Below are 20,747 nucleotides of genomic sequence, written 5' to 3'. Positions count from 1 at the left end.
GTCGCTCCTACGGGGCTCGGTTGAGGTCGACGGAGAGGACGTGCACCGGTTCGACGAAGGCGTCCAGTCGGACGTAGTTGTCGTCGCCCCAGGTCCACGACTGACCGGTGATGAGGTCGCGCACGGTGTAGGTGCCGCCGGGCTGCAGCCCGAACTTCGTCACGTCGAGGTGGACGGTGGTCTCGCGCGCCGAGTGCGGGTCGACGTTGGCGACGACGATGATGCCGTCGGCGCGACCGCTACGGGTGTGCGCCCGCGACAGGTACTTGGAGAAGACCAGGATCGACTCGTCGTCGCTCGAGTGGATCTCGAGGTTGCGCAGCTGGCGCAGCGCCGGGTGCGAGGCGCGGATGCGGTTGAGCTGCGTGAGGTACGGCGCCAGCGACGCCCCGGCCTCTTCGGCGGCGGCCCAGTCGCGCGGCTTGAACTCGTACTTCTCGTTGTCGATGTTCTCTTCGCTGCCGGGTCGGGCCACGTCCTCGAAGAGCTCGTAGCCCGAGTAGACGCCCCAGGTCGGCGACGCCGTCGCGGCGATCGCGGCGCGGATCTTGTACGCCGCGGGACCGCCGAACTGCAGGTAGGGCGTGAGGATGTCGTGCGTGTTGACGAAGAGGTTCGGGCGCAACCAGGCGCTGGTCTCCTTCGACAGCTCGTGGAGGTACTCCTCGAGCTCCCACTTCTCGTTGCGCCAGGTGAAGTACGTGTACGACTGGTGGAACCCCACCTGGGCGAGCGCCTGCATCATGGCCGGCTTGGTGAAGGCTTCCGACAAGAAGACGACCTCGGGGTTCGTGCTGCGGATCTCGTGCAGCAGCCACTCCCAGAAGCGCACCGGCTTGGTGTGCGGGTTGTCGACGCGGAAGATCGTGACGCCGAGCTCGATCCAGTGCCGCACGATGCGCAGCACCTCGCGGCTGACGCCCTCGTAGTCGTTGTCGAAGTTCAGGGGGTAGATGTCCTGGTACTTCTTCGGCGGGTTCTCGGCGTAGGCGATCGTGCCGTCGGGCAGCGTCGTGAACCACTCGGGGTGCTCGGTGACCCAGGGGTGGTCGGGCGAGCACTGCAGGGCCAGGTCGAGTGCGAGCTCGAGGCCGGCGTTCTTGGCGGCGTCGACGAACCAGCGGAAGTCGGCGACCGTGCCGAGGTCGGGGTGCACGGCGTCGTGCCCGCCGTCGGGCGAACCGATGGCGTACGGCGACCCGGGGTCTTCGGGCCCGGCGGTCAGCGTGTTGTTCGGCCCCTTGCGGAACGTCGTGCCGATGGGGTGCACCGGCGGGATGTACACGACGTCGAAGCCCATGCGGGCGATCGAGGGCAGTCGACGGGCGGCCGTGCGGAACGTGCCGCTCTTCCAGGTGCCGTCGGCCTGCTTGCGCGCGCCCTCGCTGCGCGGGAAGAACTCGTACCAGCTGCCGAGGCCGGCGCGGCTGCGCTCGACGCGCAGGGCCTCGGGGGCGCTGCGGGTGACCAGGCTGGCCAGCGGGGTGACCGCGAGGACGGCGGCGAGGCGCGGGTCGGTCGCGACCCGGAGGCGCGCGGCGGGGGAGAGCGCGGCGTTCGAGAGCGCCTTGGCCGCGTCGCGGATGAGCGTCGTGTCGGGGTGGTCGGCCACGGCGTCGGTCAGCAACCGGCTGCCGAGGGCGAAGGTGACCTCGACGTCGAGCCCGGCGGGCACCTTGATCTCGGCGGCGTGCAGCCAGGTGGCCCAGTCGTCGGTGTACGCCTCGACCTGCCACGTCCAGTCGCCCTCGGCCTCGAGCTGCACCTGGGCCGTCCACCGGTCGGTGCCGGGGATGCCGGCGACCATGCGGTGCCGGGCCTCGACCCCCTCGGGATCGGTCGTGACGAGGTCGGCTCCGATCAGGTCGTGACCCTCGCGGAAGACGGTCGCCCCGAAGGTGACCACCTCGCCGGAGAAGGCCTTCGTCGGGAACACGCGGTCGGGGGTCGTCGGGGTGAGTCCCGTGATGGGGATCCGCCCGACTCTGGGTTCGTATGCTGTCGCCACGCTGTCGACCGTACCCGGTCTGGCGCGGCCGGTCCCGGGCCGGGCCGTCGAGGGCGGGTCGGGCCGCCGAACCGGGCCGTCGGGGGACGGATGGTCGTCCGCATCAACGCCGACAGACGCCGCGGTCCGTTTTGTCCCCCCAACTGGGTGCATGCAAATGCATAGAAAACCTGTCGGCACTTTGGGGGACCGCGTAATGTCGGACACGTCGTCGCGGCCTGCCCGCCCGATGGACCCGAACTCCTCGAGAGCCCGGCGCCCGACGACACCGATCGGCCGCCCGACCCGGAGCCGACAGCCCTGCAACGCCGTGCGCCACCCCGACGTCGACCCGACCGACGGCGCACGGCGGTGCTCGAGCGCGCCCCGGCGCGCGGAACAGGACCGACCATGAACAAGCTCGTCACGGGTGCCGTCGCCGGTGCCGCCGGCATCGCCCTCCTCCTCGGAGGCGCCGGCACCTTCGCCCTCTGGAACGCCAGCACCGAGGTCAACGCCTCGAGCGTCGCCTCGGGCACGCTGTCGCTCACCCAGTCGTCGGCCGGCAGCTGGACCGACGTCACGAACGGCCGCAGCACGGCCCTCACCACGGCCCAGGTCGCGGCCTACAAGGTGGTCCCCGGCAGCAAGCTGCAGTTCACGCAGCCGATCACCATCGTGGCCTCCGGCACCGACCTGCGGGCAGACCTCACCTACGACGCGACGTCGGTCACCGGCAGCCTGAAGCCGTACGTGACGAACGCGCTCACCGTCTCGACCGCCGCCGGCAGCTCGACCCTGCCCTCGGGCGTCACCGCGGGCAGCACGGCCGGCAGCTACGTCGTCGCTCCCGTCTCCGCCGGCAGCACCTCGGCCGTGGTGACCTTCGTCGTCGAGCTGCCCTCGACCGTCACCGACGCCGCCAGCCAGGGCGGCACGCTCGACCTGAGCAAGCTGACCTTCACGCTCAAGCAGCGCGCCATCGCGTAGCGCGTGCGGGCCGCCCGTCGGCCCCGCACCCGCCCCACCGACCGGCGACCGGACCGCACCCGACGCGGTCCGGCCGCCACCCCATCGTCCGACCCGGCCGACCACCGGGTCCGGACCACCGCACGACCGACCACCAGGGGGTGAGCCGATGTCGAGACCGTCACCTGCGGGACGCGCGCGCCACCGCTCGGCCGAGCGCGCCTCCTCGCCTCGTCGTCCGCTGCGCTCGCTCTGGGCGTGGACGGCCGTCGTGGGCGGGTCCGTCGCCGTCGCCCTCGTGGCGACCGGGGGCACGTACGCGCTGTGGAACGGCTCGGTGGCCCCCACCGCCGTCACGGTCAGCTCGGGCACGGCAGGCCTCTCGGTCGGCGCCGTCACGGCCCTCGACGCGACCGTGCTCGGCCCCGGCGGGGCGACCGCCGGCACCTTCACCGCGACCAACACCGGCTCGGTCGACCTCGCCATGAGGGTCGCCGCGGGGACCACCACCGCGTCGACGTCGTCGCTCGTCGGCGAGCTGACGGTGCGGCTGACCGCCGTGGCGAAGTCGGCGGACTGCACCACCGGCGTGGGCGGCTACTCGGCCCGCCCCTCGGCCTTCGACACCGGCAGCGGCTACTTCACGTTGCCCGCCGGGGTGACCGTCACCGGATGCGTGGTGGTCACGCTCGACGGCGACGCACCGGCAGCCGTGCAGGCCCAGACCTCGTCGATCGGGCTCGTCCTGACCGGCACGCAGGTGGCGCCGTGACGGGCCGTCGGGCACGCGCCTCGGCCCGCCGCGCGACGGCCGCCCTCGTCGTCGGCGTGATCGTGGGCGTCGTCCTGGCGTCAGGAGGCGCGGCGGCCGCGCTCTGGACGGCGAACGCCACCCTGACCGAGCAGGTCAGGACCGGCGCGGTCGCGCTCTCGGCCGGCACGGTGGACGGCCTGCAGGCCGATTACGCCGGTTCGACGAGGTCGTTGACCGCGCCGTGGACCGTCACGAACTCCGGCACCGTGCAGGCCACCTACTCGACCGGCGGCGTGCTCAGCTCGGGCAGCTCGACCGAGCTCGCCCGGTCGATCGCCCTCGTGGCCTGGCCCGTCCCCGCCGCCTCGGACTGCATCGCCTCCGCCACCGTGGGCTCGGGCCGGGTCGAGGGCACCTGGGCGGCCGTCCCGAACATGACCGGGACGCTCGCGAGCAAGGCGTCCGTCACCTGGTGCCTGCGGACCTCGATCGCGACGTCCTCGCCCACCGGACGCGTCAACCCGACCCTCACCGTCTCGCTCGCCGCCGGGTCGTGGACGGCGACCCCGCTGGACCGCCGCATCGTGCAGAACAACACGATCGCGCCGGCGCAGACGGCCGTCTGCCGGCCGGACGGCGAGGCCTACGCGTGGCTCGACTTCGACCCGTCGTCGCGAGCGACCGCGACCCGCTACGCGAGCTACGTCGGCAGCACCCGCGTCTCGACCTCCGAGCAGACGGGCGACTACCCGCACTTCGCCTTCACCCGCGACACCCTGCCGAAGGACCCGTTCGGCGACGGACCGATCACCGTCGACATCCGGGTCGTGGTCGACGGCCAGCCGACCGACCTCATGGCCGTCGGCACGCTGAGGGTGGTCTACGACCAGTACGGCACGAGGAACATCCAGTGCCCGTGAGACACGGTCGACCGGTCGTCGCCGCCGTCACCGCCGCGGCCCTCGTCGCGGCGGTCGGTGGTGCCTTGGCGACCCCGTCGCCGGCGGTCGCGGGGGAGGCCCCGCGCCTCATGGTGAGCGACGACGGCCGGCACTGGGAGGGTCGGCTCGACTCGGCGTTGTTCGGCGACGACCTCCGGCTCGTGCCGGGGGCGAGCACGACCGGCACCTTCTGGGTGAAGAACGTCTCGACCGGGCCCGCCACGCTCGGGGCCCGGCTCGTCGACGTCACGACCTCGTCGGCCGCGTTCGCCGAGACGGTCACGGTCAGCTCGCACTCCGACCTCGACCTCGGCGACGTGCCGCCGGTCACCCTGGCCGACGACGGGTGCACCCCGGTGCTCGCCCCGGTCCGGCTCGCCGCCGGGCAGGAGGCACCGGTCACCGTCTCGGTCGCCCTCGACGAGTCGGCGGGTGCCGGCACGGACGACCAGACGCTCGACTTCGGCGTCCTCGTCACGCTCACCGGCCTGACCGGGGGAGCCGTCGTCGCGGGCTGCGCGGGGGCCGAGGCCTCGGACCCCGGCGTCGGCGACGGCCTGACCCCAGGAGGCGCGGGTGGCGACCGCGCGTCGAGCGCGACCGTCGAGGCGGTGGCGACCCGCGCCTCCTCGGCTGTTCCGGCCGGCGGGGCGGCGTCCTCCGTCGGCGGCGCGGGGCGGTCGGGCGGCGGCACCGCCGACTCGTGGGGCGACACGGACCTGCCCGTCCACGCCCTGGACGCTCTGGACGACTTCGTGCCGTTGCCCCTCCGGGGCAGCTGGTTGCCGCTGCTGATCGCGGCGATCGCCGTGCTGTCGGGCGCGTTCGTGGCGGTCGGGCGACGTCGTGCGGACGTCGACGACGACGACGCCTCGGGGGAACAGCCGTGAGCGGCCGCCGCGCAGCCGTGAGCGGCCGCCGAGCAGCCGTGCGCGGCAGGGGGCTGCGGCACGCCCTCGGTCTCGGCCTCAGCGCAGGCTTGCTCGCCGTGGTCCTCGGGCTCGCCGTGGTGCTGATCGTCGTGCCGAAGGCAGCCGGGGCGACGCCCCTCACCGTGCTGACCGGCTCGATGGAGCCCCGACTGCCCCCGGGCACCCTGATCGTGGTGGCACCGACGCCGGTCGACGAGATCCGGATCGGCGACGTCGTGACCTACCAGATCGAGAGCGGTCGGCCCGAGGTGATCAGCCACCGGGTCACCGAGATCGTGTCGTCGTCGGACGGCGGCACGGCGTTCGTCACGAAGGGTGACGCGAACTCCGAGCCCGACGCCGCCCTCGTGCTGCCCGAGCAGGTGCGGGGCACCCTGTGGTACTCGGTGCCCTGGCTCGGTTTCGTCAACCAGGTCGTGAACGGCGACGCCCGGTCGTGGATCGTGCCGCTGTTGGCCGTGGCGTTGCTCGGCTACGCGGGCTACGCCCTCGCCACCGGACTGGTGGAGGCGCAGCGACGTCGGGTGCGGACGCGAAGGGCCCGTCCGGCCTCCCGCTGAGCGAGAGGGCGGACGGGCCCGGGGTGGCGCGGTCTACTTCGTGAAGCCGACGATCGTCCAGTCGACGTCGCTCGCTCCGGCACGGGCGCCGTAGTTCGCGAGCTTCGGGCTCTGGAACGAGATCAGCGGAGCCTGGATGATCGGCATCGAGTGCCCGATCTCCCAGATCTTCTCGTCGGCCTGGTTGTACAGGTCGGCCGCCGTGTCGGGGTCGCCCTCGGCGACGGCCTGGCTCAGCAGGTCGTCGATCTCGGGGCTCGAGACGCGGCCGTAGTTCTGGCCCTGCTCGTCCGAGTTGTAGATGCTGACGCCCGACGCCTGGTAGCCGGTGCCGGCCCAGACGAAGATCGTCATGTCGTAGTTGCCGGGGGTCACGTTGTCCTCGAAGAACGAGTCGACGCTGACGGCGTTGATCGTCAGCTTGATGCCGACCGCGGCGAGCTGACTCTGCATGACCTCGGACAGCTGCTGCGAGATGGGCGTGCCGGACGGGATCGTCACGGCGACCTCGAGCTGTTCGCCGTCCTTCTCGAGCACGTCGCCGTTCAGCTCCCACCCGTCGTCGGCGAGGATCTTCTTCGCCTCGTCGACGTCGTAGTCGCCGGTCTCCTTCGCGTTGTCCTGGTAGGCGCCGTCGGTGCTGAGGAACAGGTGGTTGTTGAGGGTCTGCAGCTCGTAGGGCAGGGTGCTCGTGATGACCTTGCCCAGGGCCTCGCGGTCGACCGCGTGCTGGATCGCCTGACGGATCTTCTCGTCGGCGAGGATGCCCTTCGTGCTGAAGTCGACGTGCGTGTAGCGGGCCGACGGTGCTGCCCGGATGTCGGTGTCCTTCGCACCCTTCAGGCGGTCGTAGCGCTCGGACGAGTTGCCCGTGACGTAGTCGATCTCGCCGTTCAGGTAGGCGTCGACGTCGGCGTCGCTGTCGAGGGCGCGGAAGACCACCGAGTCGAGCTTGGGGGCGTCACCCCACCACATCTCGTTCGGCACGATCGTCACGGTCTGCGCCGTGGTGTCGATCTTCTCCACCTTGTACGGTCCTCCCGAGACCGGGAGGTCGTCGACGTAGGCCGTGTTGAACGCGGTCGGGTCGTTGTAGAGGCTGGCCGGGTAGAGCGGCGCGAACATGCTCTTCCAGTCCGAGAACGGCTCCGAGTAGGTCACGACGACCTGCTTGTCGCTCGAACCGGCCTCGACCGAGGCCATGCGGTCGGGGCCGAGGGTGCTGCCGACCAGGTACTCGGCGTTCGAGCCGTCGAGGGCGGTCTTCCAGGCCTGGAAGTCCGCGACCGTGATCGGCGTGCCGTCGTTCCACACCGCGTCGGGGTTGATGTCGTAGGTCACCACGAGCGGGTCGTCGCTCGTCGCCTCGGCACTCGTGACGAGGTTCTCGTCGATCTGCGGCACGCCCTTCTCGTCGATGCGGAAGGGCTGGGGCAGCACGGCGCTCTCCATCAGCGCCGAGTCGACCAGCGCGCCGTCGAGCTGGCCGTAGTTCCACTGCGAGGGCAGCTGGCTGAGCGGCAGGGTGAGCGTTCCGCCCTGCTCGACGTCGGCCGCCGCGGTGGCGTTGATGTCGCCGTCGGGGGACAACTCGCCGTTCTTCGCGGCCCCGTCGCCGTCGTTGCCGCCGCCTCCGCTGCACGCCGTGACGACGAGGGCGATGCTGACGAGGCCGGCTGCGAGGCCGAGCTTCTTCGTGATCTTCATGGCACTCCGAACTGCATCGTGATGAAAAGTGCTGATCAGGGTCGTTCCGAGGACGACGGCGGCCCGTGGTGTCACGAGGTGCGGCGTCTGTCGACATCTGACAGCGTGTGCACAAATGTACGGACGCCCTGAATCCGCGCAAACTTTCATGAGAATTCGTTACACGCTCGAAACCTGGCCAGCTGGCCCGGGCTCGGGGTACGTCTAGTGTGATCTGCCATGGCTCGATTCCTCGCCCGCCGGCTGGTGTACTACGTCGCCCTGGTCTTCATCGCGACGTCGCTCACCTACTTCCTCGCCTCGGCGACCCTCAACCCGCGCTCCGTCTACGCCGACCGCAACCCGCGTCCGTCCTCCGAGATCGTCGACGCCAAGCTCACCTCGATCGGCGTCAACGACAAGGACCCCCTCGGCGACCGCTACGTCCACTGGCTCGGTGGTGCCGTCACCGGCGACCTCGGCCAGACCATCCAGGACAAGCCGGTCGCGGCAGAATTCGGGCCGAGGCTGGGCGTCAGCCTGCGCCTCCTGCTGGTGGGGTCGATCCTCGGCATCGTGCTCGCGGTCGTGGTCGGCACCTGGAACGCCATCCGGCAGTACGCGTTCTCGGACCGCGTCTCGTCGGTGCTGTCGTTCGTCCTGATCAGCACGCCGGTGTTCCTCACGGCGGTGCTGCTGAAGATCGGGGCGACGAAGCTCAACGACGTCCTGGGGTACCAGCTGATCACCTTCACCGGTGAGGCGACGCCCAACCTGACCGGCGGGCTCGGCACGATCGCGTGGGACCGCATCGCCCACCTGCTGCTGCCCACCATCTCGATCGGCGTCGGCTTGATCGCCGTCTACAGCCGGTACCAGCGGGCGACGATGCTCGACGTGCTGCAGGCCGACTACATCCGCACCGCCCGGGCCAAGGGGCTGCGCCGCCGCCCCGCGATCTTCAAGCACGGGCTGCGCACGGCGTTGATCCCGATGACGACGTTGTTCGCCTTCGCGTTCCTCGGCGTGCTGACCGGGGCCACCTTCACCGAGAAGATCTTCGCCTGGAACGGCCTCGGCGCCTGGTTCATCGACGCCGTGCAGGCGAACGACATCAACGTCGTCGTCACGTACACCCTCTACAGCGCCGTCGTCGTGCTGCTCGCCGGCTTCGTGTCGGACGTGCTGAACGCGGTGCTCGACCCGCGCGTCCGAGCGCAGAAGTAGGGCCGCCCCATGACCCGGTTCACACCCGACCTCCTCGAGGGCCCGTCCGACGCCGTCGTGCCCGAGTCGCGAGAAGAGGCGGCGGCGACGACGCCGAACCGCCTCGTGCTGACCTTCAGACGCCTGTTCGCCAACCGCGGCGCCACCGTCGGCCTCGTGACCGTCGTGCTGCTGTTCGTCTTCGCCTTCGTCGGCCCGCTCGTCTCGCCGTACGCCTACGACTACATCGACTACACGGCCCTGTCGTCGCCGCCGACCGGCGCCCACTGGTTCGGCACGAACAACATCGGCCAGGACGTCTTCGCCCAGACCGCCAGGGGCCTGCAGAAGTCGCTGCTGATCGGCCTGCTCGTCGCGCTGTTCTCGACCGTCATCGCCGGCATGCTCGGCGCGATGGCCGGGTACTTCGGCGGCTGGGTCGACCGGGCCGTCATGGTCTTCGTCGACCTGCTGCTCGTGCTGCCGTCGTTCTTGATCATCGCGATCCTCTCGCCGCGCCTCAAGCAGTACGGCTGGCTGATCCTCGTCGCCCTGCTCGCGCTGTTCGGCTGGATGATCACCGCCCGCGTCGTGCGCTCGCTCACCCTCAGCATCAAGGAGCGGGAGTTCATCCGGGCCGCCCGCTACATGGGCATCGGCCACTTCACGATCATCGTGCGGCACATCCTGCCGAACGTCGCGTCGTTCCTGGTGATCGACGCCACGATCGCGATCGGCGCCGCCGTGCTCACCGAGTCGGGGCTGTCGTACTTCGGCTTCGGCGTGCAGCCGCCCGACGTGTCGCTCGGCACGCTCATCGCCCAGAACCAGAGCGCGGCCACGACCAAGCCCTGGCTGTTCTTCTTCGCGGCCGGCGCCCTGATCGTCTTCGCGCTCGCCAGCAACCTGCTCGGCGACGGCCTGCGCGACGCGCTCGACCCGACCTCGACGGCCGGTCGCACCGGCCGCCGTCGCCGCACGCGCGGCCGCACGGCCGAGAGCCGAGGAGGCGCGGCGCCCCTCGGTCGCACCGGCGGCGTCTCCGAGGCGGCGAGCCCCGCCCCCGGGGCCGACGTCGGCTCCGCTGCCCCGACCCGCACGAACGACGAGAAGGGGGAGCGCGCATGACGCTCACCGAACCGGTCGACCGCACCCGCGCCTCCTCGGCCCCGGTGCTCGAGGTGCACGACCTGACCGTGACCTTCCCGACCCCGGACGGCGCCGTGCGCGCCGTGCGCGGCGTCGACCTGACGCTGCGGCGCGGCGAGGTGCTCGGCATCGTGGGCGAGTCGGGCTCGGGCAAGTCGGTCACGAGCCTGGCCGTGCTCGGCCTGCTGCCCGCCACCGCCAAGGTGACGGGGTCGATCACGCTCGACGGGGAGGAGCTGCTCGGTCGCAGCGACAAGTCGATGTCGGCGATCCGCGGCAAGCGCATCGCCATGGTCTTCCAGGACCCCCTGTCGGCCTTCACGCCGGTCTACACGGTGGGTCAGCAGATCGCCGAGACGGTGCTCATCCACCGCGGAGGCTCGAAGAAGCAGGCTCGCGAGCGGGCGATCGAGCTGCTCGGGCTGGTCGGCATCCCCGAACCCGAGCGCCGGGTCGACTCGTTCCCGCACGAGTTCTCGGGGGGCATGCGGCAGCGGGCGATGATCGCGATGGCGATCGCGAATGACCCCGACGTGATCCTGGCGGACGAGCCGACCACTGCCCTCGACGTCACGATCCAGGCCCAGGTCATCTCGGTGCTCCGCACGGCCCAGCGCGAGACCGGGGCCGCCCTGATCTTCGTCAGCCACGACCTCGGCGTCATCGCCGGGTTCGCCGACCGCATCGCCGTGATGTACGCGGGGCGGGTCGTCGAGACGGCGACCGCCGACGACCTGTTCGCCCACCCCCGCATGCCGTACACGGTCGGCCTCATCGGCGCACTGCCACGCCTCGACCAGCGCTCGGACCAGCCGCTCGTGCCGATCCCGGGCACGCCCCCGTCGCTGCTGTCGCTCGCCCCCGGCTGCCCGTTCGCGGCGCGCTGCCCGCTGGCGACGGCCGAGTGCCGGGTGGACGAACCCGCCCTCGAGCAGGCTCCCGCGGTCGAGGCCGGCCACCGGGCCGCGTGCCTGCACGCCGACCAGCTCGTCGGCGAGGGCACCGACCCCGAGGACGTCTACGACCTGCCACCCGCCCTCACCTCGGCCCTGGCGGCGGTGCCCCGGGCTTCTCGCGACCGCGTGCTGCACGTCGACGGGCTGGTCAAGACCTTTCCGCTGACGAAGGGCTCGGTGTTCAAGCGCCGGGTCGGCAGCGTCTGGGCCGTCGACGGCGTCGACCTCGACGTGCGCGAGGGCGAGACCCTCGGGCTCGTGGGCGAGTCGGGCTCGGGCAAGAGCACGACCCTGCACGAGATCATGGACCTCCGGGTGCCCGAGGCCGGCACGATCGAACTGCTCGGCACGGCCCTCGACCGCAAGCTCGACGGGTCGACCGTCAAGCGGTTGCGCGGCGCCGTGTCGATGGTCTTCCAGGACCCCATGGCCAGCCTCGACCCGCGCCAGCCGGTGAGCGACATCATCGCCGAACCGCTGCTGGCCATCGGGCGGCCCCGCGACGAGGTGTCGCGCCGCGTGCCCGAGCTGATGCGGCTCGTCGGGCTCGAGGCGGCCGCGGCGACCCGCTACCCGCACGAGTTCTCGGGCGGGCAGCGGCAGCGCATCTCGATCGCCCGGGCGCTCGCCGCCGACCCGAAGCTGATCGTGCTCGACGAACCGGTGTCGGCGCTCGACGTGTCGATCCAGGCCGGCGTGCTCAACCTGCTCGCCGAGCTCAAGGCGAAGCTCGACCTGTCGTACCTGTTCGTGTCGCACGACCTCTCGGTCATCCGGCACGTGGCCGACCGGGTCACGGTCATGTACCTCGGCCGCACGGTCGAGACGGGCCCGGTCGACGAGGTGTTCGAGCACCCGCTGCACCCCTACACGCAGGCGCTGCTCTCGGCGGTGCCGGTGCCCGACCCGGTCAAGGAGCGGGCCCGCGAGCACATCGTGCTGCCGGGGGACCCGCCGACGCCGACGGTCAAGCAGACGGGTTGCCGGTTCCGCAGCCGGTGCCCGCTCTACGCGATGCTGCCCGAGGCCCAGCGCTCGCGGTGCGAGGACGAGGTGCCCGCCATGCTGCCGCACGGCCGCGACGGCGCCGACCACACGGCCGCCTGCCACTTCGCCCGCGAGAAGCAGCTGGTCTGAGGTCGGCGAGGCCCCGGGAGGTCGCCGGGACACCCGCGCGCTCACGAGTGTCTCGGCGGTCCACCGGGGTCTCGGTGCGCGTGCCGGCGGTGTGCGTGCAGGCGGTGCGCGTGCCGGCGGTACGCCGGCGGACGAGCGCGCGGTGCTAGCCGACGAGCACGAGGGCGGCCGCGACGGCCAGCACGTCGACGGCCACCGTGGCCCAGAAGGCGACCTGGAACGACCGCTTGCTCGTCTTGTGACGCAGCAGCTGCTGCGCGACGAGGGCTCCGGGCCAGCCGCCGACCAGTCCGAGCAGCAGCAGGACGCGTTCGGGCACGCGGCGTCGTCCGTGGCGGGCGGCGGACTTGTCGACGGCGTAGACGACGGCCGTCACCAGGCTGAGCACGAGGGCGCCGCCGATCAGCCAGGGCAGGGCGTCGTCGACGGCCGCGGTGCGTCCTCCCGCGGGGGTGAGCGTCGCGACGCCGACCACGACCGCCACCACGATCACGAGCCCGACGACGAGGGCGACCTGCCCGCCTCGGGTCGGGCGCGGCGCCCGGGCCCGGGGCGCCGACCACCGGCCACCGACCGCTGCGACGCGGACCGCCGCCGGCCCCCGGTCACCGTGCCGGTCGACCTCGTACGAGAAGGCGTCGCCCACGCGGGGCCGCGCCGACCCCCGGCTGAACGCCGTGATGTGCACGAACGCGCGGCCCCGCCCCGAACCCGGGGTGAGGAACCCGAACCCGCGGTCGTCGTCCCACGAGGTGAGCGTGCCCTCGATCCGGGCCGGACTGCCGGTCATGCGCCCGACCCTAGCCCGCGCTCGCCGTGTGCCCGCCGCCGCGCCCGCCCTGCCTCGCCGCCCGGCCTGCTCGCCGCGCCCGCCCGCCCTGCTCGCCGCGCCCGGCCTGCCTGCTCGCCGCGCCCGGCCTGCTCTGCCGCCCCGGCGCCCGTCGCCCTCTCTTCGCGCCACCAAGTGGACACCGCGCCACGTTTTCGCGTGGCGCGGTGTCCACTTCGTGGCGGCGTGGGCTCCGCGGGCTGGTGTGCGGGAGGCGCGGCGGGCGTCAGTCGCGGCGGATCGCCGCGTAGGTGCCGCCGGTGGCGCGCACGAGGTCGTCGGGGGCGATCTCGATGTCGAACCCGCGCCTCCCGCCGCTGACGAACACCGACGGGAAGGAGGCGGCGCTCGCGTCGACGACGGTCGTCGCGGCGGTCTTCTGGCCGAGCGGGCTGATGCCGCCGACGACGTAGCCCGTGCGGCGTTCGACGAGGGCGGGCTCGGCGAGCGAGGCCTTCTTCGCTCCGACGGCTGCAGCGAGGGCCTTGAGGTCGAGGCGACCGGAGACCGGGACGACTCCCACGACGAGGGTGCCGTCGGCGTCGGCCACGAGGGTCTTGAAGACGCGCTCCTCGGACAGGTCGAGCTCGGCCGCGGCCTCCTCGCCGAAGTTCGTCGCCGTGTCGTGGTGCTCGTAGGTGTGCGGGGTGAAGGCGATGCCGGCCGCGGTGAGCGCGACGGTGGCCGGCGTGGCGGGGCCGCGCGCGCCTCCTGCGGTCGGTTTCGTCACGCGTCGGCCCCGACGGCGTCGCCGGTGGCGTCGGCCCCGTCGGTGGCGTCGGCCCCGCCGCTCGTGCCGGCGTCGACGGTCACGGCGCGGAACAGCACGACGGTCGGCCCCGAGACGATCAGTTCGTCGCCGGGGGCGGTGTCGTGGGGCAGACTCCGGTCGTCGCTCGACCACAGGGCGTCGTACGAGGTGACGCCTTCGTGCCGGGGGAGCGTCACCGTGACGCTCGTCTCGGCACCGTGCACCACGACCAGCACGGTGTTCGGCGCCTCGTGCTCGGGCGTCGAGACGGCGAGGTACTGCAGGGTGCGGACGCCCGGGTCGTTCCACTCGTCGGGCCGCATCTCGTCGCCCGAGGCCGAGTGCCACGACATCTCGTTGGCGCTCAGCGTGCAGGCGCCGTCGAGGCCGAAGCGGGACGGGCGGAGCGCGGGGTTCTCCGCCCGCAGCCGGGCGAGCGTCGCCACGTCGTCGTGCAGGTCGCGGTGCCAGGGCTCGTCGGTCCAGTCGACCCAGGTCAGCTCGCTGTCGGTGCAGTACGCGTTGTTGTTGCCGTGCTGGGTGCGGCCGCGTTCGTCGCCGGCCGTCAGCATCGGGATGCCGGCCGAGACGAACAGGGTGGCGAGCAGGTTGCGCATCGAACGGCGTCGGGCGTCCGAGATCCAGGGGTTGACGCTGTCGCCCTCGACGCCGTGGTTGAACGAGCGGTTGTCGTCCGTGCCGTCGCGGTTGGCCTCGCCGTTGCTGAGGTTGTGCTTGCCGTCGTACGAGACGAGGTCGAGCAGCGTGAACCCGTCGTGCGCCGTGACGAAGTTGACGCCCGACAGCGGACCGCGCTCGCGGGCGTAGATGTTGCTCGACCCGCTGAGCTTCGAGGCGAAGGTGCCGAGACCCGACGGGGGAGCGCCCTGCGACCGCGCGGCGGCGATGTCGGTCAACCAGAAGTCGCGGGCCCGGTTGCGGAAGCGGTCGTTCCACTCGATCCAGCCCTCGGGGAAGGCCCCGGTCTGCCAGCCGCCGAGCCCGACGTCCCACGGCTCGGCGATCATCTTCACGCCCTCGAGCGCCGGGTCGGTCACGATCGCCGAGAGCAGCGGGTGCTCGGGGTCGAAGGCGTGGTCGGCGCCCCGCCCGAGGGTGGCCGCCAGGTCGAACCGGAACCCGTCGATCTGCACCTCGTTCGCCCAGTAGCGCAGCGAGTCGAGCACGAGTCGCGAGGCGGCGGGCGTGCTGGTGTCGAGCGAGTTGCCGCAGCCGGTCACGTCGACGGGGCGGCCCTCGGCGTCGTGCCGGTAGTAGGCGGCGCCGTCGAGACCCCGGAGGCTCGTCACCGGCCCGCCGACCTCGCCCTCTTCGGCGGTGTGGTTGTAGACGACGTCGAGGTAGACCTCGATGCCGGCCTCGTGCAACAGGCGCACCATGCCCTTGAACTCGCGCACGATCGCGGACGCCCCGGCGAGCTGGGCGTCGCGGCTCGCGTACGCGGCGTGCGGCGCGAAGTAGTTCAGGGTGTTGTAGCCCCAGTAGTTCTCGATGCCCTGCGCGACGAGGCGCTGCTCGTCGACGTGCTGGTGCACCGGCAGCAGCTGCACGGCCGTGACGCCGAGCCCCTGCAGGTAGGCGATGGTCGACTCGGCGGCGAGACCGGCGTAGCTGCCCCGCAGCTCTTCGGGCACGAACGGCGCCAGCCGGGTCAGCCCCCTGACGTGCGCCTCGTAGACGACGACCCGGTCGAGCGGCGTGCGCGGCTTCTCGACCCCGCCCCAGTCGAACGCCTCGTCGACGACCGCCGAGCGCCACGTGCCCCGGCCGGTGCGACCGAGCCCGCGCGCGTACGGGTCGAGCAGCTCGAGCGACGGGTCGAAGGCGCTACCCGGGCCCGAGGGGCCGTCGGCCCGCAGCCAGTACCGACGACCGGGGGTCAGGGCGCCGTCGGTGGCGCTCCAGACGTCGTGCTCGTCACGCACCATCGGCACGACGCGGTCGTGGGGAGCGTCGTCGATCACGAGGTCGACGCGCGTCGCCGACGACGACCAGACCCGCAGGGTCGGCCCGTCGGGGCCGGTGCGGACGCCGAGGTCGCGCAGGGGGTCGAGGTCGGTCACGGCACTTACAGTAGAGGAGGCGCGCGTCGGCCCCGAAATCACCTGGCGTCACCGGCGCACCCGCCCCACCCCAGCCTGAGGACCCTTCCATGAGCGTCTACCTCGACCACGCGGCCACCACCCCGATGCACCCGCTGGCCATCGCCGCCTACGCCGAGGCCCTCGGCACCGTGGGCAACCCGTCGTCGATCCACTCCGCCGGGCAGAACGCCAAGCGGGTGCTCGAAGAGGCTCGCGAACGCGTCGCCGCGACCCTCGGCTGCGACCCGATCGAGGTCGTCTTCACCTCGGGCGGCACCGAGGCGGTCAACCTCGCGATCAAGGGACTCTGGTGGGCGAGGCAGTCCGACCGACCGCGCCCGCGCCTCCTCGTCCCCGCCGGCGAGCACCACGCGACCGTCGACACCGTCGAGTGGCTCGAACGGTACGAGGGCGCCGTCGTCACCTGGCTGCCGCTCGACGAGCGGGGCCGACTGCGCGTCGACGCGCTCGCCGCGGCCCTCGACGAGCACGACGACGTCGCCCTCGTCAGCCTGCTCTGGGCCAACAACGAGGTCGGCACGATGCAGCCCGTCGACGAGGTCGTCGCGCTCGCCGCCGCACACGGGGTGCCCGTGCACTCCGACGCGGTGGCGGCGTACGGGCAGGTGCCGATCGACTTCGCGTCGTCGGGGCTCGCGGCGCTCAGCGTCAGCGCGCACAAGGTCGGCGGGCCGATCGGCATCGGAGCCCTCGTGCTGTCGCGGTCGGCGACGGTCGTGCCCCTCATCCACGGCGGGGGTCAGCAGCGGCAGGTGCGCTCGGGCACCCAGGACGCCCCGGCCGCCGTGGCCTTCGCCGTCGCGGCCGAACAACCGCACGCCGACTACGAGCCGTTGCGCGACCGCCTGGTCGCCGGCGTGCTGGCCTCGGTGCCCGGCGCGGTGCTGCGCGGCGACCCCGTCGACCGGTTGCCCGGCAACGCCCACTTCACCTTCGAGGGGTGCGAGGGCGACTCGTTGTTGTTCTTGCTCGACGCCGCCGGGGTCAGCGTGTCGACCGGGTCCGCGTGCCAGGCGGGCATCCCCGAACCGTCCCACGTGCTGCTCGGCATGGGGCTGTCGCCCGACGCGGCCCGCGGGGCGCTCCGCATGACCGTCGGTCACACCTCGACCGAGGCCGACGTCGACGCCCTGCTCGCCGCACTGCCCGACGCCGTCGCCCGGGCCGGCCGAGCCGGCTACGCCGACCGCACGCCCGCCCTCGGCACCCGCTGACGCCGGGCCCGCCTGCCCGGGGTCGCCGCCCGGGGTCGCCGCCCACCGGCGACGGGCGGGCACACTGTGACCATGCAGCTCTACTCGTCGTCGCCCCTCGTCCGTGCCCGCCAGGTGACCGGCGACGTGGTGGCGATCGGCCTCGTCGTCGCGTTCGTCGTGCTCGGGGTGGCGATCGCGGGCTTCATCGGCACCTTCGCCGACCTCGGGCGACAGCTCGAGGAGGCGGGGGCCGGCTTCCAGGGCACCATGCAGGACGCCTCGCGCGCCCTGGCCGGGGTGCCCCTGGTCGGCGACGCCGCCAGCGCACCCTTCGACGGAGCGAGCGGTGCCGGTCAGTCCCTCGCCGACGCCGGACGGCAGCAGCAGGACGGCGTGGCCCGCGCCGCGCTGGTCGCGGGTCTCGTCGTGGCCGGGGTGCCGAGCCTCGTGGTGCTGTGGGTCTGGCTGCGCGGGCGGATCGCCTTCGCGCGCCGCGCCTCCTCGACCCGGTCGCTGCTCGCCCTGCCGGGCGGCGACGACCTGCTCGCGCTGCGGGCCCTGACCGGCCGTGACGCCCGGGCGGCGCTCGCCGTGTCGCCCGACCCCGTCGCGGCGTGGCGCGCGGGCGAACCCGAGGTCGTCCGGCGCCTCGCCGACGTGGCCCTGCGTGAGGCGGGCGTCGCCCGGCGCTGACGCGCGAGCCCCCGGGCCCGTCCCCGCACCCGCACGTCGCCCCCACGTGCGCCGGGTAAGCTCGGGGACCATGATCGCACTGGATTTCTCTGAGCAGATTGCCGCCCTCCGGGCCACGTTCGAAGACATCCGTGCGGTGATCGGGCAAGACCGTCTCGTGGCCGAGATCGCCGAGCTCAGCGAGCAGGCCTCGGCACCCGACCTGTGGGACGACACCGAGAACGCGCAGAAGGTCACCAGCGCCCTCAGCCACCGGCAGTCCGAGCTCGAGAAGCTCGAGACGACCGAGCAGCGGCTCGACGACCTCGGGGTGCTCGTCGAGATGGCGAACGACGGCGACGACCAAGAGAGCGCCGACGAGGCGCAGGCCGAGCTCAAGGCCCTGCAGAAGATGATGGACGTCCTCGAGGTGCAGACCCTGCTCGACGGCGAGTACGACCCTCGGCCCGCGGTCATCACGATCCGCGCCGGTGCCGGCGGGGTCGACGCCGCCGACTTCGCCGAGATGCTGCTGCGCATGTACCTGCGCTACGCCGAGAAGCACGGCATGTCCGCCACGGTGATGGACACCAGCTACGCCGAGGAGGCGGGCATCAAGAGCGCCACGTTCGAGATCGACGCGCCCTACGCGTTCGGCACCCTGAGCGTCGAGGCCGGCACGCATCGTCTCGTGCGCATGAGCCCGTTCGGTGCGGCGGGCAAGCGTCAGACCAGCTTCGCCGCGGTCGAGGTCATCCCGCTGATGGAAGAGACCGAGTCGATCGACATCCCCGAGAACGACATCCGCGTCGACGTGTTCCGCTCGTCGGGCCCCGGTGGTCAGAGCGTCAACACGACCGACTCGGCCGTCCGCCTGACGCACATCCCGACCGGCACCGTCGTCTCGATGCAGAACGAGAAGAGCCAGATCCAGAACCGCGCCGCCGCCATGCGCGTGCTGCAGTCGCGCCTGTTGCTGCTGCAGAAAGAGGCCGAGAACGCCAAGAAGAAAGAGCTCGCGGGCAACATCACGGCCAGCTGGGGCGACCAGATCCGCAGCTACGTGCTGGCGCCGTACCAGATGGTGAAAGACCTCCGCAGCGAGCACGAGGTGAACAACCCCTCGAACGTCTTCGACGGCGACCTGGACGGTTTCATCTCGGCCGGCATCCGCTGGCGCAAGCGCGACGACCAGGACTAGCACCGCAGCGAGTCGTTGCGCCGATCGCCTTGACCCGCGCTTAGGGTGATCCCCGTCATGATTCGGTTTGATGAAGTCACCAAGGTCTACGTCGGCAACCCCCGGCCCGCACTGAACGCCGTCACCCTCGAGATCCTCAAGGGCGAGTTCGTGTTCCTCGTCGGGGCCAGCGGCTCCGGCAAGTCGAGCTTCCTGCGGCTCGTGCTGAAAGAAGAGAAGCCGTCGCAGGGCCAGATCCACGTGCTCGGCCAGCGTCTCGGCACGCTGTCCAGCCGCAAGGTCCCGTACTTCCGCCGCAACCTCGGCGTGGTGTTCCAGGACTTCCGCCTGCTGCCGCAGAAGAACGTCTTCGACAACGTCGCGTTCAGCCTGCAGGTGATCGGCAAGAGCAAGGGCTTCATCCAAGAAGCCGTGCCCGACGTCCTCAAGATGGTCGGCCTGGTCGGCAAGCAGCACCGCCTGCCGCACGAGCTCTCGGGCGGTGAGCAGCAGCGCGTCGCGATCGCGCGGGCCATCGTCAACAAGCCCGCCATCCTGCTGGCCGACGAGCCGACCGGAAACCTCGACCCCTCGACGAGTGCGGGCATCATGACCCTGCTCGAGCGCATCAACGCCGGGGGCACGACGGTCATCATGGCCACGCACGACGCCGGCATCGTCGACCAGATGCAACGTCGGGTGATCGAGCTGAGCGCGGGCAACATCTTGCGCGACGAGCGCCACGGCGGCTACCAGACGCAGGCGGTGCCCATCCAGGCCATCGGAGTCGAAGACCTGAGCACGAGAGGGGCGGACGCATGAGACTCGGACTCGTCATGAGCGAGGTCGGCAGCGGCCTGCGCCGCAACGCCTCGATGGTCGTCTCGGTCGTGCTCGTCACGTTCATCTCGTTGACCTTCGTCGGCACGGCCGCGCTGCTGCAGATGCAGATCACGCAGATGAAGGGCTACTGGTACGACAAGGCCCAGGTCGCCGTCTACCTCTGCACCGACACCGACACGACGGGCAACTGCACCGGCGCGATGGCGACGCAAGACCAGAAGGACGGCGTCGAGGCCCAGCTGCAGAGCGACGTGCTCACGCCGTACGTCGACAAGTTCTACTTCGAGGACCAGACCGAGGCGTACGACCGCTTCAAGCAGCAGTTCGCCGACAGCCCGGCCACCGAGTTCGTCCAGCCCGCGTACCTCAACGAGACCTTCTGGGTGAACCTGAAGGACCCCACGCAGTCCGACGTGCTCACCGAGAGCCTGTCGAGCCTCGCCGGCGTGCAGAGCGTCGTCGACCAGCGGGGGTACCTCGACCCGATCTTCTCGGTGTTGAACGCCGCGAGCTACACGGCCATCGGCATCGCCTCGCTGATGCTCATCGCGGCGGTGCTGTTGATCGCGACGACCATCCGGCTCAGCGCCTTCAGCCGACGGCGAGAGCTCGGCATCATGCGCCTGGTCGGCGCGTCGAACCGGTTCATCCAGACGCCGTTCATCCTCGAGGGGGTGATCGCGGCCCTCGTGGGCTCGGTGCTGGCGGGTGCCGCCATCGTCGCCATCGTCAACTTCTTCGTCAAGGGCTACCTGGCGGTGACCTTCCAGGGCACGCCGTTCATCGGCCTGCGCGACGCCGCCCTCGTCGTGCCGATCGTCGTCGTCGTGGGCATCCTGCTCGCGGCGCTGAGCGCCAACGTGGCGATCAGGC

Annotated in this window: 18 protein-coding genes; 13 read left to right on the top strand and 5 right to left on the bottom strand. The window is 71.8% G+C overall.

All coding sequences use genetic code 11. The annotated features are described in order from the left end of the window. Positions 1 to 7: 7 nt before the first annotated feature. Positions 8 to 2,161: an alpha-1,4-glucan--maltose-1-phosphate maltosyltransferase gene (locus tag ASG05_RS03200; RefSeq protein WP_082486291.1), complete on the bottom strand. Its 2,154-nt coding sequence runs from the start codon at positions 2,159 to 2,161 to the stop codon at positions 8 to 10. A 237-nt stretch (positions 2,162 to 2,398) separates the two neighbouring features. Between ASG05_RS03200 and ASG05_RS03195 the strand changes: the two genes are divergently transcribed. From ASG05_RS03195 to ASG05_RS03175, 5 genes are all read left to right on the top strand, one after another. Then, on the top strand, positions 2,399 to 2,977 hold the full coding sequence (locus ASG05_RS03195) for an alternate-type signal peptide domain-containing protein (RefSeq protein WP_056257226.1): 579 nt from the start codon (positions 2,399 to 2,401) through the stop codon (positions 2,975 to 2,977). Positions 2,978 to 3,125: 148 nt separating this feature from the next. Then, positions 3,126 to 3,728, top strand: a complete 603-nt coding sequence (locus ASG05_RS03190; RefSeq protein ID WP_056257222.1) for a TasA family protein — start codon at positions 3,126 to 3,128, stop codon at positions 3,726 to 3,728. Next, positions 3,725 to 4,630, top strand: coding sequence for a hypothetical protein (locus tag ASG05_RS03185; RefSeq protein ID WP_056257220.1), 906 nt, complete (start codon positions 3,725 to 3,727; stop codon positions 4,628 to 4,630). The genes ASG05_RS03190 and ASG05_RS03185 overlap by 4 nt, the downstream gene beginning before the upstream one ends. Beyond that, on the top strand, positions 4,621 to 5,541 hold the full coding sequence (locus tag ASG05_RS03180) for a hypothetical protein (RefSeq protein WP_056257218.1): 921 nt from the start codon (positions 4,621 to 4,623) through the stop codon (positions 5,539 to 5,541). Before ASG05_RS03185 ends, ASG05_RS03180 begins: the two co-directional genes overlap by 10 nt. Further along, complete coding sequence (locus ASG05_RS03175; RefSeq protein ID WP_056257215.1) at positions 5,538 to 6,143, top strand: signal peptidase I; 606 nt, start codon at positions 5,538 to 5,540, stop codon at positions 6,141 to 6,143. Before ASG05_RS03180 ends, ASG05_RS03175 begins: the two co-directional genes overlap by 4 nt. A gap of 33 nt (positions 6,144 to 6,176) precedes the next feature. Here ASG05_RS03175 and ASG05_RS03170 read toward each other — a convergent pair whose 3' ends face one another. Next, positions 6,177 to 7,850 (bottom strand): ABC transporter family substrate-binding protein, encoded by a 1,674-nt coding sequence (locus ASG05_RS03170; RefSeq protein WP_056257211.1) that lies wholly within the window; start codon positions 7,848 to 7,850, stop codon positions 6,177 to 6,179. 219 nt (positions 7,851 to 8,069) lie between these two features. Here ASG05_RS03170 and ASG05_RS03165 point away from each other — a divergent pair, with 219 nt between their 5' ends. Genes ASG05_RS03165 through ASG05_RS03155 form a run of 3 tightly spaced genes read left to right on the top strand, consistent with a single transcriptional unit; the run spans position 8,070 to position 12,277 of the window. After that, positions 8,070 to 9,056, top strand: coding sequence for an ABC transporter permease (locus tag ASG05_RS03165; RefSeq protein WP_056257208.1), 987 nt, complete (start codon positions 8,070 to 8,072; stop codon positions 9,054 to 9,056). Between the two features lie 9 nt (positions 9,057 to 9,065). Further along, positions 9,066 to 10,163: an ABC transporter permease gene (locus ASG05_RS03160; protein ID WP_082486288.1), complete on the top strand. Its 1,098-nt coding sequence runs from the start codon at positions 9,066 to 9,068 to the stop codon at positions 10,161 to 10,163. Further along, complete coding sequence (locus ASG05_RS03155) at positions 10,160 to 12,277, top strand: ABC transporter ATP-binding protein (protein ID WP_056257205.1); 2,118 nt, start codon at positions 10,160 to 10,162, stop codon at positions 12,275 to 12,277. The genes ASG05_RS03160 and ASG05_RS03155 overlap by 4 nt, the downstream gene beginning before the upstream one ends. 145 nt (positions 12,278 to 12,422) lie before the next feature. Here ASG05_RS03155 and ASG05_RS03150 read toward each other — a convergent pair whose 3' ends face one another. The 3 genes from ASG05_RS03150 to glgX all read right to left on the bottom strand — a co-directional run bounded on the left by ASG05_RS03150 (position 12,423) and on the right by glgX (position 15,941). After that, positions 12,423 to 13,067 carry a DUF1294 domain-containing protein gene (locus tag ASG05_RS03150; protein WP_056257202.1) on the bottom strand — a complete coding sequence of 215 codons (645 nt, stop codon included), beginning with the start codon at positions 13,065 to 13,067 and terminating at the stop codon, positions 12,423 to 12,425. Positions 13,068 to 13,332: 265 nt separating this feature from the next. Beyond that, entirely contained in the window at positions 13,333 to 13,836 is a 504-nt protein-coding gene (gene ybaK, locus ASG05_RS03145) for a Cys-tRNA(Pro) deacylase (RefSeq protein ID WP_056257200.1), read from the bottom strand. Next, positions 13,833 to 15,941 (bottom strand): glycogen debranching protein GlgX, encoded by a 2,109-nt coding sequence (glgX, locus tag ASG05_RS03140; RefSeq protein ID WP_082486286.1) that lies wholly within the window; start codon positions 15,939 to 15,941, stop codon positions 13,833 to 13,835. Before glgX ends, ybaK begins: the two co-directional genes overlap by 4 nt. An 89-nt stretch (positions 15,942 to 16,030) precedes the next feature. Between glgX and ASG05_RS03135 the strand changes: the two genes are divergently transcribed. The 5 genes from ASG05_RS03135 to ftsX form a co-directional block, all read left to right on the top strand. Beyond that, positions 16,031 to 17,197: a cysteine desulfurase family protein gene (locus ASG05_RS03135; RefSeq protein WP_056257197.1), complete on the top strand. Its 1,167-nt coding sequence runs from the start codon at positions 16,031 to 16,033 to the stop codon at positions 17,195 to 17,197. A 72-nt stretch (positions 17,198 to 17,269) separates the two neighbouring features. Further along, positions 17,270 to 17,872 carry a hypothetical protein gene (locus ASG05_RS03130; protein WP_056258340.1) on the top strand — a complete coding sequence of 201 codons (603 nt, stop codon included), beginning with the start codon at positions 17,270 to 17,272 and terminating at the stop codon, positions 17,870 to 17,872. 70 nt (positions 17,873 to 17,942) lie between these two features. After that, on the top strand, positions 17,943 to 19,052 hold the full coding sequence (gene prfB / locus ASG05_RS03125) for a peptide chain release factor 2 (protein WP_056257195.1): 1,110 nt from the start codon (positions 17,943 to 17,945) through the stop codon (positions 19,050 to 19,052). Between the two features lie 57 nt (positions 19,053 to 19,109). Next, complete coding sequence (gene ftsE, locus ASG05_RS03120; RefSeq protein WP_043593759.1) at positions 19,110 to 19,853, top strand: cell division ATP-binding protein FtsE; 744 nt, start codon at positions 19,110 to 19,112, stop codon at positions 19,851 to 19,853. Further along, a partial coding sequence (gene ftsX / locus ASG05_RS03115; protein WP_082486284.1) for a permease-like cell division protein FtsX occupies positions 19,850 to 20,747 on the top strand: 898 nt, incomplete at its 3' end. The genes ftsE and ftsX, both read left to right, overlap by 4 nt.

The organism is Frigoribacterium sp. Leaf186 (assembly GCF_001423905.1).
Lineage (GTDB): Bacteria > Actinomycetota > Actinomycetes > Actinomycetales > Microbacteriaceae > Frigoribacterium.
The sequence above is the reverse complement of the archived record's forward strand: the minus strand, read 5'-3'. Positions and strand labels throughout refer to the sequence as shown.